At 48.4% G+C, this 17,469-nt stretch carries 12 protein-coding genes; 4 read left to right on the top strand and 8 right to left on the bottom strand.

Features of this window, described 5'->3' with window-relative positions:
* Positions 1-1,604: collagen-like protein (locus tag IT233_13160; GenBank protein ID MCC7303583.1), on the top strand; the 1,604-nt coding region annotated here is incomplete at its 5' end.
* A 53-nt stretch (positions 1,605-1,657) separates the two neighbouring features.
* Here IT233_13160 and gyrB read toward each other — a convergent pair.
* The 3 genes from gyrB to IT233_13145 form a co-directional block, all read right to left on the bottom strand.
* Positions 1,658-3,625, bottom strand: a complete 1,968-nt coding sequence (gene gyrB, locus IT233_13155) for a DNA topoisomerase (ATP-hydrolyzing) subunit B (protein ID MCC7303582.1) — start codon at positions 3,623-3,625, stop codon at positions 1,658-1,660.
* A 187-nt stretch (positions 3,626-3,812) separates the two neighbouring features.
* Positions 3,813-5,486, bottom strand: a complete 1,674-nt coding sequence (locus IT233_13150; GenBank protein ID MCC7303581.1) for a hypothetical protein — start codon at positions 5,484-5,486, stop codon at positions 3,813-3,815.
* Positions 5,483-8,617: a tetratricopeptide repeat protein gene (locus IT233_13145; protein ID MCC7303580.1), complete on the bottom strand. Its 3,135-nt coding sequence runs from the start codon at positions 8,615-8,617 to the stop codon at positions 5,483-5,485. Before IT233_13145 ends, IT233_13150 begins: the two co-directional genes overlap by 4 nt.
* Positions 8,618-8,767: 150 nt before the next feature.
* On the opposite strand from IT233_13145, the gene IT233_13140 reads away from it, so the two are divergent.
* Entirely contained in the window at positions 8,768-9,448 is a 681-nt protein-coding gene (locus IT233_13140) for an ATP-binding cassette domain-containing protein (GenBank protein MCC7303579.1), read from the top strand.
* Here the strand turns inward: IT233_13140 and IT233_13135 are convergent.
* Together IT233_13135 and IT233_13130 are read right to left on the bottom strand one after the other, a co-directional pair.
* Positions 9,426-10,541: a glycosyltransferase gene (locus IT233_13135; protein ID MCC7303578.1), complete on the bottom strand. Its 1,116-nt coding sequence runs from the start codon at positions 10,539-10,541 to the stop codon at positions 9,426-9,428. The genes IT233_13140 and IT233_13135 overlap by 23 nt on opposite strands.
* Entirely contained in the window at positions 10,538-11,650 is a 1,113-nt protein-coding gene (locus tag IT233_13130) for a glycosyltransferase (protein ID MCC7303577.1), read from the bottom strand. Before IT233_13130 ends, IT233_13135 begins: the two co-directional genes overlap by 4 nt.
* Positions 11,651-11,724: 74 nt before the next feature.
* Between IT233_13130 and murB the strand changes: the two genes are divergently transcribed.
* Together murB and IT233_13120 are read left to right on the top strand one after the other, a co-directional pair.
* A complete protein-coding gene (gene murB / locus IT233_13125; GenBank protein MCC7303576.1) occupies positions 11,725-12,741 on the top strand; it encodes a UDP-N-acetylmuramate dehydrogenase in 1,017 nt (338 codons plus the stop codon).
* 4 nt (positions 12,742-12,745) lie between these two features.
* Positions 12,746-14,662, top strand: coding sequence for a sulfatase-like hydrolase/transferase (locus IT233_13120; protein ID MCC7303575.1), 1,917 nt, complete (start codon positions 12,746-12,748; stop codon positions 14,660-14,662).
* Here the strand turns inward: IT233_13120 and IT233_13115 are convergent.
* The 3 genes from IT233_13115 to IT233_13105 are packed head-to-tail and all read right to left on the bottom strand — an operon-like array spanning position 14,655 to position 17,432.
* Positions 14,655-15,167, bottom strand: coding sequence for a DinB family protein (locus IT233_13115; protein ID MCC7303574.1), 513 nt, complete (start codon positions 15,165-15,167; stop codon positions 14,655-14,657). The two genes, IT233_13120 and IT233_13115, sit on opposite strands and share 8 nt — an antisense overlap.
* Entirely contained in the window at positions 15,164-16,891 is a 1,728-nt protein-coding gene (locus IT233_13110) for a M3 family oligoendopeptidase (GenBank protein MCC7303573.1), read from the bottom strand. Before IT233_13110 ends, IT233_13115 begins: the two co-directional genes overlap by 4 nt.
* A gap of 4 nt (positions 16,892-16,895) precedes the next feature.
* On the bottom strand, positions 16,896-17,432 hold the full coding sequence (locus tag IT233_13105) for a DUF5606 domain-containing protein (protein ID MCC7303572.1): 537 nt from the start codon (positions 17,430-17,432) through the stop codon (positions 16,896-16,898).
* Positions 17,433-17,469: the final 37 nt, after the last annotated feature.

The following is a 17,469-nucleotide window of genomic DNA, read 5'->3' as shown; positions in this document are numbered from 1 at the left end:
GGCCAACGGGTCCTACAGGTGCGAATGGTGCAACAGGCGCTACCGGTCCGCAAGGTCCAATTGGTCCTACCGGTCCAACGGGCGCGAACGGTGCAACGGGTGCTACCGGACCGCAGGGTCCTATCGGGCCTACCGGACCAACGGGTGCGAATGGCGCAACGGGTGCTACCGGACCACAAGGTCCCATTGGTCCTACCGGTCCAACAGGAGCTAATGGCGCTACCGGACCGCAAGGACCCATCGGACCAACAGGACCTACCGGTGCAAATGGCGCAACCGGACCGCAGGGGCCAATTGGACCCACAGGAGCCACTGGCTCAAACGGTGCCACAGGTCCTACGGGTCCGAACTGGACCATTACACAGTTTCTGTTCAATGCGAACGGAACCATGAATATTCAAACGTCATTTCCGCAAAACCTTACCACATCACTGGGAGCCTGGTTAACAACGGGAAATACCGGAACAAACGTAGCTCTTCACTGGATTGGGACGAATGATAATGTTTCTTTTGCAACGCGAACGAATAACATTGAACGCCTCCGTGTGGTGAATACGGGGCATGTTATTCATAACAAAACAACACCCTCCGCCAGTGATGTATTTTCTGTATGGGCATCAGGTACATTAGGTGCAACCAGTGCCATTGGTGCGGATGCTATAAACGGATATGCCAGCGGAACCGGAATGGGGGTTTACGGAGAGAACACAGGAACCGGTGTGGGAGTGTATGGAAACAGCACAAACAGCGGCAGCGGTGTATACGGAGTTAACAATATCAATGGTACAGGAGTAGAAGGCTTTAACAGTGCCACCGGCATTGGGGTAGTCGGATATAATAACGCGACCGGCTTCGGAGGTTATTTTGAATCAGTGGCAGGAAACACTATGGGTGTTTATGGTTATAATTCCAATGTAAACGGAACCGCATTCATCGGAGGCGGGAATGCACTCCCTACGCTTTTCTACCAACCTGCCGGATCGGGTGGATCATTCAACGGGCGCACATACGGCGTATTTGGAATTGCATGGGGAGGCAACACGCTCGGAACTACGGCGGGAGGTTATTTCAACGACTCACTCAATGCAGTTCAGGACTATGTAGCATGGGTTGCCTCATACCAGGGGGGTACAAACTACAAAATCATCGGAAGCGGATCTGTGTCAACGATTGTTGAAGATGTAAATGGAAATCAGGTGATCATGCATGCACCTGAAGGACCTTCTCCTATGTTTGAAGATTACGGAACAGGACAACTCATCAATGGTAAAGCCATTATACAACTTGATCCCACCTTTGCAAAGAACATTTATGTAGACGATGCGCATCCCCTGAAAGTATTTATTCAGCTGGAGGGCGATTGCAAGGGTGTGTATGTTTTTAACAAAACCGGCGATGGTTTCGAAGTAAAGGAACTGGACGGAGGTAATTCAAATATCAGTTTCACTTACCATGTGGTGGGACACCGTGCAGACGAATACAAGCACAACATACTTGTCTCCAAATATCAGGATCTGCGCTTTGCACCCTTTGGCGGAAAACCTGCCTCCGGGCAGGTGCCAAAAATTCCCGGTCAGTTCGGAAAACAGGTCAAACAAAAGTGATCAGCAAAAAAAAGACTCCCACGGGAGTCTTTTTTTTGTGTTGTAGTCATTGCTTAAGCATCAATATTGGCGTATTTCGCGTTCTTCTCGATGAATTCCCTCCGGGGAGGCACATCGTCTCCCATAAGCATTGAGAATATCCTGTCGGCCTCCGCCGCTGACTCGATGGTAACTTTTCTCAACGTGCGATTCACAGGGTTCATCGTTGTTGCCCATAATTGTTCGGCATTCATTTCCCCAAGTCCTTTGTATCGCTGCACCGTTACCGATCCCTCTTTTCCCTCACCGCCGGCAAGTTCCTTTACACAGGCCATTCGTTGCTCATCGGTCCAGCAATAGCGCTCCTCCTTTCCTTTCTTAACAAGATAAAGCGGCGGAGTAGCGATATAGACATACCCACTCTCGATCAGTTCTTTCATGTGACGGAAAAAGAATGTAAGAATAAGAGTTGTAATGTGGCTGCCATCCACATCGGCATCGGTCATAATAACTACTTTATGATAGCGAAGCTTTTCGATATTCAGGGCCCGCTCATCCTCTACTGTTCCCCGGACCACCCCCAGAGCGGTAAAAATATTTTTAATCTCCTCGTTCTCGTAGATTTTATATTCCATGGCCTTTTCCACGTTCAATATCTTTCCCCGGAGCGGAAGAATAGCCTGAAAATTCCGGTCGCGACCCTGTTTGGCGGTTCCGCCGGCGGAATCACCCTCCACCAGGAACAACTCACATTTAGATGCGTCTGATTCCGAACAATCGGCCAGCTTTCCGGGAAGGCTCGTTCCGGAGAGAGCGCCTTTTCGCTGGACCATTTCCCGGGCTTTGCGGGCGGCATGGCGGGCGGTTGCGGCGAGCACTACTTTATCTACGAGGGTACGGGCGTATTTGGGGTTCTCTTCAAGATAATTCTGAAGCATTTCACTTACCGCCTGATCCACAGCCCCCATCACCTCGTTATTTCCCAGTTTGGTTTTTGTTTGACCTTCAAACTGCGGTTCCGCCACCTTTACAGAAATTACGGCAGTTAATCCTTCCCGGAAGTCATCTCCGCTGATCTCGAATTTCAGCTTCTGCAGCAGTCCGGACTTCTCTGCGTAATTCTTCAGGGTACGCGTCAAGCCCCGGCGGAAACCGGCCAGGTGTGTCCCACCCTCATGCGTATTGATATTGTTCACATAGGTATGCAGGTTTTCATTGAATGAATTATTATACACCATTGCAACTTCGATAGGAATACCGGATTTCTCACCTTCCATATAAATCACGGCGGGGATGATGCGTTCGCGGTTCATGTCCAGAAACTCCACGAACTCACGCAGCCCTCCTTCAGAATAGAACATCTCACTCACATCATTTCCTGCATCGTCTTTTCTCCGCTTATCACACAGGGCGATCCGGATACCTTTATTCAGATAGGCCAGTTCCCGCATACGCGTGGCGATGGTATCGTAATTATACTCCTGGACTGTGAAGATGCTGGTGTCTGGAGTGAAATGGACTGTAGTTCCTGTACGATCCGTGGTACCTACCTCCTTTACGGCGTAAAGAGGTTTTCCTATACTGTATTCCTGTTCAAATACTTTTCCCTGGCGATGTACCGTCACTTTCAGGTGTGAAGAAAGTGCGTTTACACAAGATACCCCAACACCATGAAGTCCTCCGGATACTTTATATGAATCTTTGTCAAACTTTCCTCCGGCATGCAATACAGTCATGACCACCTCCAGGGCGGAGCGTTTTTCCTTGGGATGCATATCCGTTGGAATACCCCTCCCGTCGTCACTCACCGAAATGGAATTGTCTTCGTGGATATTCACATGAATATCGCGGCAGTGTCCGGCCAGGGCCTCGTCAATGGAATTATCTACAACTTCGTAAACGAGGTGATGCAGTCCTTTGAATCCGATATCGCCGATATACATGGCGGGACGCTTCCGAACGGCTTCGAGACCCTCAAGAACCTGAATGCTGTCTGCCGAATAATCCGACCCTTTACTCTTCTCTTTCAATGTGTCTTCCATAGGTGAAATCTGCCATTATTTGGGGTTAATTTTTACAGGTTTAAATATACGAAAACACCCCCCTTAATGGCCCCTAAACTCCCTAAAAATCAAGGGTTTTTATCAACAAATGTTAACAAAAAACGGCACCTCGTCCGGTGCCTGTTTCAATGCCCTTTGAAGGTGCAAAAAGCACATTCGGGAACCCTTAAAATGAGAAAGAAAGTCCTCCCATAACCTGGATCCGCTGATGAGGGTAATTCAGCCAGCGGTAATAGCGCGCGGAGGTTAGATTACAGGTGTTCAGGAAAAAGCCCAGCCGCTTATTGTAGCGGTATTCCAGCAACAAATTGACATCTGCGTATCCCTTCAATTCCGCAACCCCGTCTGGTTCAGCAGTGCTCTTTTGCACCGGGGCCAGTTGCTTCGAGCGGTAAAAAACATTCAGATCGGCAATGATCTTTCCGCGAAGGTCATAGCGGAAAAAGGCGTCCAGCTCTATGGCCGGACTATGCCAGGCATAACGTTCCGTTTCGGGAGTATAAAGGTTGTAACTGCCCCTAAGCAGGAGGGAGAATTTCGCATCTCTGCGGAAGTGAAGTTCTCCGCCCGCACTTATTCTGGTAACCGTGTCATAAACCATCTTGAACCGGTTCTGCATTATTTCAAAAATGTCAGGCGTTCCCAGAACCGTATCGGTCACATAAAATGCGTAGTCCCAGATTCGCTTGTAAGAGGTACGGAGGTTATATGAAACACTGCGGGAAAGCGCTCCACGCATCCCTCCGTACAATTCAATGCGCACATCCTCATTCCGCAGCGAGAATGAAACATCCGGATCTGTAAACGGATTCCCGTCCGCAAGATCGCTGAAGCTGCGGCGTGTCATACCTCCCCCCAGTCCTGCGTAGGGAATAAAGATGTGATCGGCCACGTCATAATGTACCTCCATATTCGGGTACATCCTGAATTTACTTCTGCCGGCGATTGATGCCGTAACAGATACCCCCAGGCGGGCCTTAAACTTATGCCCTGAATACTGCACGAATGGTTCGAATTTAAAGATCGTGCTGGAAGCGGTGTCAATAAAATCCTGTTTGTTCAGCAAATGATCAAATACCAGGCGTCCGCCGAAAAAATGACCTTTATACACTTTACCCAAATCTGCCCTCATCAGCAGATTCGTTTCCTTCACCTCATTGATATCCCTCAGTCCGAGTATATTCATACTGACACTGTGATTCAACCGTGAAGAATCGCTGAAATGGCTCTTAAGTTCCACTCCCATGTTCAGTCGATGGAGGACTTGCCGGATATATTCGTTGTCTGAGAGCGTGTGTGTTCCCGAATCATATCCATAATAATGGAATCCGTTCCGGGCATATCCAAGCCTGGAAGAAAGCGTATGCCTGCGCAGGAAGTACTTCAGATGTCCGCCTATTAAATCATCGCTGTATCCTGCATAGCCGGCGCCCTTTAGACGGGAGGCAGAAGAGAGATGCTTGAGGTGTACACCATAAGAAGCGGTTTTAGATCTGAGCTGATCCAGTCTTACCTCCAGCAGGGGTGTGGTATAGGTCCCGATCCCTGCCTTAACAAAACCATGATAGAGCTTTTTAAGCGGCTCTCCTTCCATCTTTGCCTGTTTCATTGGCACAAGATGTACTGGAGGGGATGCCGGGCGGGATACAATGGAATACTTCATTTCAGGGACCATTCTGACGGTGTCCACATAAGCGGGCTGATCCTTCAGTTTTAGAGAGTTGGCAACAGGAAGTTTTCCCTGTGTCTGGTACTCAAACACCGTGGTATCAGTATTTCTTACCTGAGCCTGTCCGAAAAGAAAGGCCAACACAAATGCTATAGTCAGTTGCCGCATCATTGTTCTTTCCTGATGGTATCCGAAGGTGTGGGCATGGAGGGTTGCTCGCCGAAGAGCACACGCATCCCCTCCCCTTCCTTTTTCTTATTCTTTTCTTCCAGTTCCTTTTCCATTTCGAGCACCTTGGACAGTTTGGTGTTGGCCTCCGCCACCAACTCCGGATTCGTAGATTTCTCAATAAGAGCCTTGAGGGTAATTTTGGCGTTGTGCAAATCATTCAGTCCTACATAATCATCCGAAATAAGCAGGAATGCTTTCCCATTCCAGTAGCCGTACGCTGGCTTGCTCTGGATGAGCTCAAACAACAACTTCTGCGACTCTTTGAATTCACCTTTTAGCCATTTCACATATCCCAGATAGTAGCGCGCCTCTGCCACACGCTCACCCTGGGAAGTTTTGATCACCTCCTGGAAAGATATCCATGCCTGATCAAGTGCCTGCGTATCCAGTGCAGATTTCGCAAGGATCATATGACACTCAGGTATCACCTCCTTAGGTACTTTCTCCGATCCCAGTACTTTCTTTGCATACTCCATCGCCTGACCATAATACTTGAGTTTAAATAGGCAGCGCATTTGTCCGATTCTTGAATCCAGCATCTGCCCCGGCTGTTCTGTTCGCTGTTCAAGGAGGCTGTAAAATTTCAGCGCCTCCTGGAAATTCTCTCCTTTATATTGTATCCAGGCTGCTTTGTGAAGGGCTGTATTGCCATATTTATTGGGAAGGTGATCCGACAGGAACTGATAACCTCCCAGCGCTGCTGTAAAATTGCCCGCACTATATTCGATCTCCGAACGGTAGAAATACGCATCCATTACGAACGTTCCATCAGGGTATTTCTGAAGATACTTTGACATTTCCCGCTTCGCATCTTCCATGCGTTTTTCCTCATAAGCTAAACGACAGAGTTCCCATGCATTGGAATCCAGCCTGGAAACAGAAATATTCGCCCATGGAATTTTCCCCAGCTTCTCCAGACAATCCATATCACTCTTTTGTTTACAAATCTCATTCATGGTGGCTATGGCTTCTATAGCTACTTCGGTTTTGGGAAATTTGCTGATAACAGTCTCCAGTTGCACCAGCGCCTTGTCATACTGTCGCTGTTTGAAAAGAATATTCCCAGCCTGCAGCATAGAGGGTGGCACGTAGGAAGATACCGGATGCTTCTGCGTGATATCTACAAACAACTTATACGCCTTCTCGTACTCGTCTTTGAGGGTATATGCTTTCGCCAGTTCATACATGCCTGCGGCTTCGTAAACGGAACCGGGATACTGTTCCAGCAGTTTATTCAACTCCTGTACTTTCATGTCTCCCTTCCCTGAAAATCCGAGTGATAGTCCGCGCTGATACAACGCATAATCCATTTCTGCAATATTCATCTCCAGGGAGCGTCCGTAATAATCAGCGGCCTGCACATGTTCTCCCTTTTTAAAATAACAATCCGCCGTGCGCAGATAGGCATCGTTGAGGCGGGCATTCTCCCCGGAAGGTTTTCCGGTAAGGTACTTTCGGAATGATAGAAGTGCGTTATCAAAATCCGATTTTCTCAGAAAGCAATACCCCAGATCGTAATTGACCACGTTGAAATAAGGCGTGTTGCCTGCGCCGTTTTCAAACAGAAATTCCCTGAACTGCTTAATCGCGTCATCAAGCATTGAAGTGTTCCGGGATAGTTCTCCCATCTGATACGTTGCATTGGCCTTCCAGTATCGTGCAAGTGCCGCGTAATTCCGGTCGGCAGGATATTGAAGCGACTTCGAAAAATGGTCTGCCGCGGCAGAATAATTCTGATCGTTATACAGCTGGACACCTCTCAGATACGCAATTTTCTGATAAACATTTTTAAGATCCGGAGGAAGCGATTTTATATTCTCCATAGACTTTATCGCTGACTCATAGTTCCGGAGATTATAGTATACATTCACAAGATATCCGAACACTTCATCCCGTCTGCCCGAATTCGGGTATTCCGCCAGGTACTCTTCAAAAGCCCGGATTGACTCATTAAAAGGATTATAATCGGTCTCAAATGATAGTTTTGCGTAATTAAACAACGCATCTTCCCTGATCTTTATATCATTGCCGGAAGTATAAGCGATCAGGAAGGCGTCGGCCGCCTTTTTCTTGTCGTTTATCTTTACGTAGCAATCTCCCAGGTGATAACATGCATTCTGCGTAACTGAGTCCTGCTGGTCCACCGATTTCAGGAAGGCCGTAATGGCTTCAGTGAACCGTAAAGATTTGTAGTAGCAGAATCCGAGTTGATACCATTCCGAGCGACTCAGCACACCGGTCAGGTTCATGTATTTTTCCAGGTAAGGTGCTGCTTCCTGGTAATCGCCGGTTCTGAAAAAGGATTCACCGAGTATTTTATTGATCTCGGGTGTTCTGGATGCATTGAGTGTGTCTTTCAGCAGCGGTGGCGCATACACGACCACTTCATCGTATTTTCCCTGCAGAAATAAAATGTGGGAAATATAATATGGCACGATGGGTCCGAAGTTCGGATCTGAAGTAAGCTTCCGGAAACCCATCAGTGCACTTTGATAGTTTTTTTGAGTATACAGAATATGGGAGTAATAATAATTGGCCGGAGGACCGTACCGCGACTCCTTGCCCGCAAGGTCGGCGAGAAGGAGTACCGCTTTTTCAGGCTCTCCGCATTCCAGATGACTGTAACCTTTCTTGAACAGGTACTCTTCCGTTTCCTCCGGGCTCAGATCATCCGGGTTGACCTGCGCCAGCCAGTGAATAACATCCGTATACTTTTTCTTTCTGAAATTATATCTGCCAAGGTGAAAGCAGGCTTCTGTCCGGCGGGGTGATTCCGGATGGCGGGAAATAAACTCCTCGAGCAGCCATTCTGCGTCCTTATTGAAAAGTTCCACAGCGCAAACAGCGGCAAAAAACTCCGCTTCAGTCCTCACCAAATTATTGGGATCGGAATACCGGGCTGCCGACGCGTTGAACATATGCTGTGCCGGCCCGAATTTCCCTTGTTCAAACAACTCTCTCGCGTCCCTGAAATCCGGATCGGAAAGGGCGTAGTGCGCCGTCTTCTGCGCCGGCGACCTGTAAAGCAGGAGCCCGAATACAAGCACAAGGAAAATCCGCACGAATCTCATGTCCATTTAACCTAATAAAAGTAGAAGCCTTCAAAGAGGCAGGGAGTAGCGGTATCTTCAAGTTTTCAACGGAAAAATGTTGATATTATACGGTGGTTTCGGGAAAAGGATACCGCCCTCTTCCCGCTGCAAGAAGTACTTTTGTGATTCATGGATCAGCCGGCCAGCATTTTACTTAAGAACATCTCCGTATACCAGGAGAAGAACATGGTTCTGGCAGGGATAGACCTGGAAATTCATAAGGGAGAATTCGTGTTTTTTGTTGGACGAACAGGGAGCGGTAAAAGCACATTGCTAAAGGCACTCTACGCCGAACTTCCTGTTAAAAGCGGAGAAGCCACTATCGCAGAATTCAACCTGCACAACCTGAAGCGATCCCGTATACCCTATCTGCGCCGCAAACTCGGAATGGTATTTCAGGATTACCAGCTTATGACGGACCGGTCGGTCAATGAAAATCTGCGCTTTGTGCTGAAGGCCACTGGATGGGCCGACAGGGAGAAGATCAGGGAGCGGATACAGACTGTTCTTGAAAAAACCGGTCTGGGCACGAAGGGGTTTAAAATGCCCTATGAACTGAGCGGAGGGGAACAACAGCGGGTTGCCATCGCCCGGGCGCTGCTCAATGATCCGGAGGTAATTCTGGCGGATGAACCTACCGGGAATCTTGATCCGGAAACCAGTGAAGAAATCATTCAGCTACTGAAGGACATCAGCGCTTCCGGACGTACCGTTATAGTGGCTACCCACGATGTGAATATTCTGCAGAAATTTCCCTCCCGGAAAATTCGTTTCGAGAAAGGCCGGATCACCGAGACGACAGCAGCCTAAGGAGATTCTCCGCATTCTGTTTGTTTGAAAATTCTCCCATCAGGATCTCTCTGCGCTTTCGAAGGTCGTGTTCATCCGGCTCCCGGCTCATACTTTCCTTCACAAGGCGATATAGTTCTGCCGGATCCGATCCGACCAGGCAAAGTTCTGCGAGACTGCTTCCTGCAACCATTTCCCGGTTCACAACACAATGCCTTCCTTCATATAATGCCGCAAGCAGTTTTAATTTCACGCCGGTTGTCTGAAATGTCGGGAGAATATTTACCTGTGCATCCCGCATCAGTGTCTGCAGTTCCTCCTGTGTTGATAATGGAACCAGCCGGATGTTCGGGCTCATCGCCACCGCGCTGACCAGCCGTGGGGAAGGCGAACGACCTGCGATAACCAGCGGAACATCCTTATCCTTAAAAACTTCATTCACCAGGAACAACGCAGCAGCGTCGTTTTCCCCAACTGAAAGATTGCCATGATAGAGGGCGTAGGACCCTTTTCCCTTTGGAATCTGCACCTCTTCGTAAGGATGAAAGGGCGGAAGATAATATGTCTTGCCAAACACCTCACGCATTTGCTGAACATCTCCGGGAGAAATCGCAAAAATGCCGGTGGCTTTATCCAGAATATGCTCTGCCTTTCTGAGCTTGCGTGACTCTGTAAGCAGGTATAATTTCTTTACCGGATTTCTCTCAGCTAGTCCCAGTGAGCGGTAATAATCCTTTTCCACATTATGCATCCTTACAAACATCTTCCTGTCCTTCAATTCCGGAAGGAGAAGTGCACCGGTGCAATGAAATCCTTCCAGTAATACAGGCGCCTCATCCTTCAGCAAGCGGGGAAGCACTAACCGCGCATCGCGCCCGGCTATTATATAAGGCTGTGAACGCAACCAGGTGATCAGACCCGTACGGCGCTGATAATAGTGTACTTCGCTGCACCAGGACTTCAGTTCTTCCGCTGGTTCTCTTCCGTAGGTAAAACAGTGCAGAATAACTTCTGCGCCTGCCTCCTTGAGCGCTTTCAGCCGGTAGAAAACGTCGATGACCCCGCCGTAATCTGCAGGATAAGGAACATTAAAGGAAACAACATGCAACTTCACGGAAACATACTTTTAATCATACGTGTTATTATCACCTCCTCTTTTTCCCAAACTAAATCCTTCGCTGCCCGCTCCACTTCCTTCCGGGCCCGCATCAGTGCCGCATTATCGGAAAGAAATGCTGTGATCGCTGCCGCCATTTCACCGGGGTGGTGCGACGGGATGCGAATCCCAATATTATACTGCTCAAATATGCGATTTATCTCCGGCAGGGAAGAAGCGATTACAGGGATCCCGCAACGGATGTAATCAAATAGCTTATTGGGAAGACTATACCGGTAGTTCAGATTATGGTCCTTGTCCAGTGTTAGTCCCGCATCCGCATTCATGGTATACTGCATCAGTTCCCGGAACGGCATTTTGGGAAGGAAGACCACCTTCCCGCTCACAGAAGCCGCCTCCTGTTTGAGTACACGGAGTACATCACCACCACCGATTATATAGAGTACAATGCCTTCGGTGTGCTTCATGGCCTCCACTATTTCCTCTGCGCCGCGGTCCACATTGATTCCTGCCCCCTGAAGGAGAAGAATTTTCCGGTCTTCCGGCATTCCAAGATCTGCCCTGCTCTTACGCTCCGACGGAGTGCGTACATCCGGTATATTACGGATCACAGCCGGTTTTATTCCATAACGATTATGGTACCAGAGAGCAATGCTTTCATTGACAGTAGACACAAATTTCAGCCGTGGAAAATATCTCCTTTCAATGCGTTCCCAGACCCGTTTTTTCCAACCTGAACCCATCAACTCAGGCACTTCGCAGAATAACTCATGGCTATCATACCAAAGTACTCTCCTTTTCAAGGTAGCAGCCACCGAACAGGCTGCAAGGGTATCCAGATCGTTGGCAACTATAAGATCCGCTCGCCGTAAGAGAAGAAACAGGAACAGCCGCACATTGAAAAAGAGGTAAAAAAGAGGGCCTTTCCTGAATAGCAGTCTCATCCTGCGTGTTTGATAAGGCCGCATACCAACCGGTAGAGATCCTGGAAGCCTTCTGCCCACCAGTGTAACCTTAAAACCCTCTTTTACAAGGGTCCGGCAGGTCCTGTCGACCCGCTGATCAGTGGCCAGATCATTGATGACGGCTACAATGGCCTTTTTCACAGATTTTTGTTAATTACGCTAAGATAGTGATTCCCACCCCTCTCCCGCTCTGGCGTATCTTTACAGGATTAACGATGATCATCCGGGAAAATTGCAGTTTAAAGGCCTATAATACATTCGGGATGGATGTAAAGGCCCGCTTCATCGCAGAAGTGGATCAGGTGGAGGAATTCATCCAGCTTTTATCTAACCCTCCATTCAGCCAGCTCCCCCGTCTGATACTTGGCGGAGGGTCGAACGTACTTCTTACCAAAGATGTTGAGGGAGTGGTTATCGTAAATTGCATTAAGGGAATGAGAGTAGTCCGGGAAGACGATAACCATGTATGGGTTCGTGCAGGGGCAGGGGAAAACTGGCATGAAGTAGTCACCTGGGCTGTTGACCATGGTTGGGGCGGAATTGAAAACCTGTCGCTGATTCCCGGTTCTGCGGGAGCCGGCCCCATGCAAAATATCGGCGCATACGGTTCAGAGATCAAAGATGCGTTCGAGGAACTGGAAGCCCTGGAGATATCCAATTTGCACCTCCGGAAATTTAATGCCAATGAATGCCGGTTTGGATACCGTGAGAGTTTTTTCAAGCATGAAGGAAAGGATCGCTTCATTATTGTCTCTATAACACTTCGGCTTAACAAACAACCCGTGCTGAACACTTCTTACGGAGCCATCAGGGAAGAGCTGGTCAAAATGGGCGTTCACAGCCCGACCGTTCGCGACGTGAGTACTGCGGTCGGAAATATCCGCAGGAGCAAACTTCCTGACCCCCGCGTAACGGGCAATGCAGGCAGTTTCTTTAAAAATCCTGTTGTAAGTGCCAAGCATGCCGGAAGACTGAAAGAAAACTTCAAGAATATGCCTTCTTACCCGCAACCGGACGGCACGGTGAAACTGGCCGCCGGATGGCTGATCGAACAAGCCGGGTGGAAAGGTTTCCGCCGTGCGGATGCCGGAGTTCATCCCCAGCAGGCACTCGTGTTGGTGAATTACGGAAGCGCCTTGGGGAAGGACATCCTCGCACTTTCGGAAGAGATACGCAGCGATATTAAAAACAAATTCAATGTAGAACTGGAACGGGAAGTCAACCTCTGCTGAGCCAATGACCAGTAAAAGTTTTTTCAAATACTTCCTGCGCTCTCAGATCTGTCTCCTGTTACTTTTCACAGCAGGAAGAATTATCTTTCTTCTCTGGCACTCCGATCATCTGCCCGCAGAATCCCTGTCCCTGATTCCGGGAGTGATGATGGGTGGCTTATGGCTCGACATTATGGCGGTGAGTGTGATCGGAGGTTCCTGTTACATCGTCAGTCGCATCTTTTTTTTCACAAGCGATCTCTTTCGTAAATCCGTATTTAATTTATTATTCCGCTTCGCTCTTTTTCTTTCCTGCCTTGTCCTGTTCTCCGATTTGTTTTACTACGATCAGTTCGGAACCCGACTGAATGTGATGGCCATGAACATCGCACGTGATCCGGGCCCCATTCTGAGCACTATTCTGCATTCGTTCCCTATAGTTCCCGTTTCACTTGCCGGAATTCTTATCACGGTACTGTACTACCTCATTTCACGGAACTGGAGTATACAAATCACACGCAAAGATAAAACCCGGCAAGGATGGAGCTCCCTCATCCTTCTCCTTTGTGGAACAGGGTCTTTTCTTTATCTGCCAGAGCCGGCATGGACCTACCTGCCCGGTACTTCGTCCTCCTTCCTGGGGCAATCAGCCCTCAATGGATTTTATTCTTTCAGTCGTTCTGTACTCGATCAGGGTCTGGGTGAAAAAGATATTCCGGTTTATTCGTACGGACCCGACGCTGTTGCTTTTTCAGAAACAGGAAAATGGATTGGCGCCGGTATTTCATTCGCTACGGGAGTAAACAGCCCTTTTGTTCGGATGCAATCCGGAGATACCGGCCAGCAAAGGCCTGACGTAGTGATCATCATTGTGGAGAGCTTCGGCAACAATCTTATCGGAAAAAGTGTGAACGGGCAAGCGCTTACTCCCCGGTTCGACCAGTGGAAAAACAAAGGACTCTTTTTTAACGATTTCTATTCTAATGGTCCGCGCACACAGCACGGCGTAATAAGCACACTCAGCGGGTTTCCTGCCGTTCTTGGTGGAAACCTGGCCCGGCGAAAAGGCACGAAAGTATTCCAGACCCTTGCCGACGTGATGAAAAGCAAAGGATATAAAAGTTCCTTCTATCATAACGGAAATCCCGCATATGACGATCTTGATTTCATACTCGAGCATTCCTTTGACAATATCAGGGGAAAGAAAGACCTGACCATTATTCAGTTTGAGAATGAATGGGGCGCCTGCGACGAAGATCTGTACCGTTATGTGCTCGGAGAATGGCAAAAAGATACGCTTCATCCGAAACTCAGTGTGCTTTTGACCGTTTCCAACCATCTCCCCTACGATATACCACCGGCTTTCAATTTCGCACACCCGGAATTGAGAAAGCTGACAAAAATGGAACAAGGCATGTATTACACCGACCGGGTGCTGGGCGACTTTCTTGATTCATGTCAGCGACGTGGGATGATGAAGAACACATTCTTCTTTATTCTTGGAGATCATGCGGAAATGTACCGGAATCCGGACAGTGATGTAGGGATCTTCCATATACCTCTGCTGGTACTGGGTCCGGGCATTGAACCCGGTATTTCTGATAAAACCGCCAGTCAGACAGACCTTGCGGCTTCTGTAGCCGGTCTGCCGGGCGGTGGTGCTATTCATCATTTTATCGGGCAATCGGTTTTTTCTCCGGGGAAAGGATTCGCAGTATGTAAAGGATACCTGAATGATGTCATTTTGAAAATGGACACCGTTATCACCCGGTTTTCATTCACTACTGAAAAAGCAGAGCATTTTGCGGTTTTGCCTGACCGCTCGCTTAAAAAACCGGTTAAGATCCATCCGGAGGAGGAATTGAAAAGGATAAAATTTCTGAAAGCCTATATGCAGACCGCGTCGTCCGTTTTCCGCAACGGAAGGCACCGGTTCAGATGAGATACCTGGAACGGATAATATTCATGTGATGAATGGTATGTCCCGCAATTGTATAAGCCAGCGACCGCACACTCATTTTCCAGTTGCTGGCAATTCCTGTACGATCCAACTCTTGGTCCGTCATTCCTTTGAATAAAATGATTGCAGACTCTCTTACCACGCTGAATTCGTGGGCAAGATCATAGATGCTTCTTTTATTGAAATCGACATTCTTCATAAATGTATCCGGATCAAATCCCGGCTGCGGGGCATCGTGTCCTCTGGCGAAGCACAGTGCCCTGTAGATCATGATTCGCTCCGTATCAATAACATGCCCAATCACTTCTTTCAGGCTCCATTTTCCCTCCGCATAACGGAATCCTTGCTTCTCCTCATCCACATCCGAAAGGATAAACTGCAGATCAAGGATCTGATCTTCGAGAACCTTCATCACCAAATCCCCCGGCACAAGGCGGATATAGGTTTCAAAATAATCCGGATAGCTTTCTCTTTGCGGTCGCTTCATTCCGATAATTTCTTGTATTCGTCAAGAACGAATCCGGTCAGTTCCCGGACATACTCACGGGAAAAATCAAAGCGCACCCCTGCCGTTTTAAATAATTCAGGCAATGGGCGGGTATAACCCAGACTAAGAGCTGCTTTATAATTCTTAACAGCCAGTTCCGGATCCTTTTTATAGTTTCTCCACATAGCGATGGCACCGAGCTGGGCAATCCCATATTCGATATAATAAAAAGGTACTTCGAAAATATGCAATTGCATCTGCCACGAGCGTCCTGCAATTTCTTCCATTCCGCTCCAGTTCACCACGCCCGTTCCAAACTCCGTACCGAGCTTCAACCAGTATTCCGTACGTTGCTCAGCGGTGTGTTCCGGATGTTCATACAGCCAGTGCTGAAATTTATCCACTCTGGCAATCCAGGCAAGCCCTTTGAGTACTTTCTCCATCTGCTCCTTTCTGGCACGGCGAAGATCTGCCCTGTCGGGATAAAACTCTTCCCAGTGCTCCATGGTTATCAATTCCATAGACATAGAAGCGAGTTCAGCGATCTCGGATGGTATATTTTTAAACTCGAGCAGTTCCAGGCTGCGGCTTAAAAAGGAATGCATGGCATGCCCGCCTTCGTGAACCATGGTCACCAGATCGCGCTGACTGTTGGCCGAGTTCATAAAAATAAAGGGGACCCCAATCTCAGAAAGAGTGGAATTATAACCGCCGGGAGCCTTCCCGATCCTTGAATCAAGGTCAAAATTTCCCATGGCTTCCATTACCTCTAACCGTGTAGCGAACCAGGGATCCACTTTACGGAAACAACGCACCGAACGTTCAATCAGTTGCTTTGAATCAGAAGAAGGTTTCAGGGGCTGCTGTCCATCAGGGTCAAATTCGGTATCCCAGGGCCGAAGCACATCCACTTTCATCTGCCGCTGCTTTTCCTTTTCGAAAAAGGCAGTGGCTTTTACCACCTCCGAGGCCACGGCCTCATGAAAACTAAAGCAGTCGGCCACCGTATAATCAAAACGGCCGAGTTGCTGATGGCGAAAATCCCTGAAGTTTTTATATCCGGCATTCAGCGCTATGCGATGCCTTAATCCGATGAGTCTGTTCAGCAGATCATCCAGCACATTCTTATCCCGGCCTCTACGCGCCTGAATGGCCATGTAAATCTTTTCCCTTTTCGCCCGGTCAGGATCTCGCAAGAAATTAGCGGCCTGTTGCAGGGTGAACTCTTTGCCGTCCTCCGTAATGGTCATCTCGGCAGCTATCTGGCCGTATTTCTGGCTCTCCCTGGAAATCTCGGCACTGAGTTCCACATTAGCTTCCCGGAACAGGGCCACCTGATTCCTAACCGTTCGCACGTATACCTCAAAATGAAGAGGGTTCAATTCACCGGAGAAAGGACATGCGATGAATTTTCTGTTCAATTTATCCTGAACCGGTTCCATCGCCGGCTGAATCTCACTGATGAAAAGATTGTAATGATCCACCAGTGCCTGATCCCTGGTATTGCACGTCATCCGTATATAACGCCAGGACGCGTCTTCCTCAACGGCAGAATTGATTTCACTCCAGTCACGCAGCCATTTCCGCAGAGTGTCCAGATCCGAAATCTCACGAGAAAGCAGTTCATCGTAGTAGGGCTTTGCAGATACCCAGTCCGTGATCTGAAAAGTTTCAGGAATAAAACGACGCTGCGGGCGAACCGGCAACTCTATCGTACTTTCCATATACTCAGGACCCTCCTCCAATCTTTCGGACACCCTGCGTTTTCACGTGGGGAGCATTTGTTTTAACTGTTTTGGAGCCAGCGTCCTTCAGCGATCCCTTATGCGAGGCAGCGCCTTTATCCTTGTCCAGGCTCAGCTTTTCGTCTTCCTTTGGTTCCTCCGCAGTCAGCAATTCTGTCTTTTGTAATATATTATACCACTGAATCGCTTTCTTCATATCTGAAATCCTGACACGCTCTTTATCATATTCAGGAACTATCACGGCAAAGTATTGCCGGATCTCTTCGTCGGTGGATTTATGATCTAAGGCAGGTCCGCCCTGCTCCTTTTCAAAAATAGCTTTGAATACTTCCTTCAGAGGTTTATCATCACCGGTGGTGAACATGGAAATATCTTCCATGCCGGAAATCTTGTAGGATGAATAGGCCGGCATCCGCTTTTTGTCAACCAGCGACTCCACGATCAGCCCGTTGCTGGCCTGAGCCACAACTTTATAAAGGCCGGGAAACCCGCTAATTGAGATCACTTTTGTAATATCCATTGCTTTTTTTCTTGGATTGCAAAACTACACTTTTTCA

The organism is Bacteroidia bacterium (assembly GCA_020852255.1).
Taxonomy (GTDB): Bacteria; Bacteroidota; Bacteroidia; order JADZBD01; family JADZBD01; genus JADZBD01.
The sequence above is the reverse complement of the archived record's forward strand: the minus strand, read 5'-3'. Positions and strand labels throughout refer to the sequence as shown.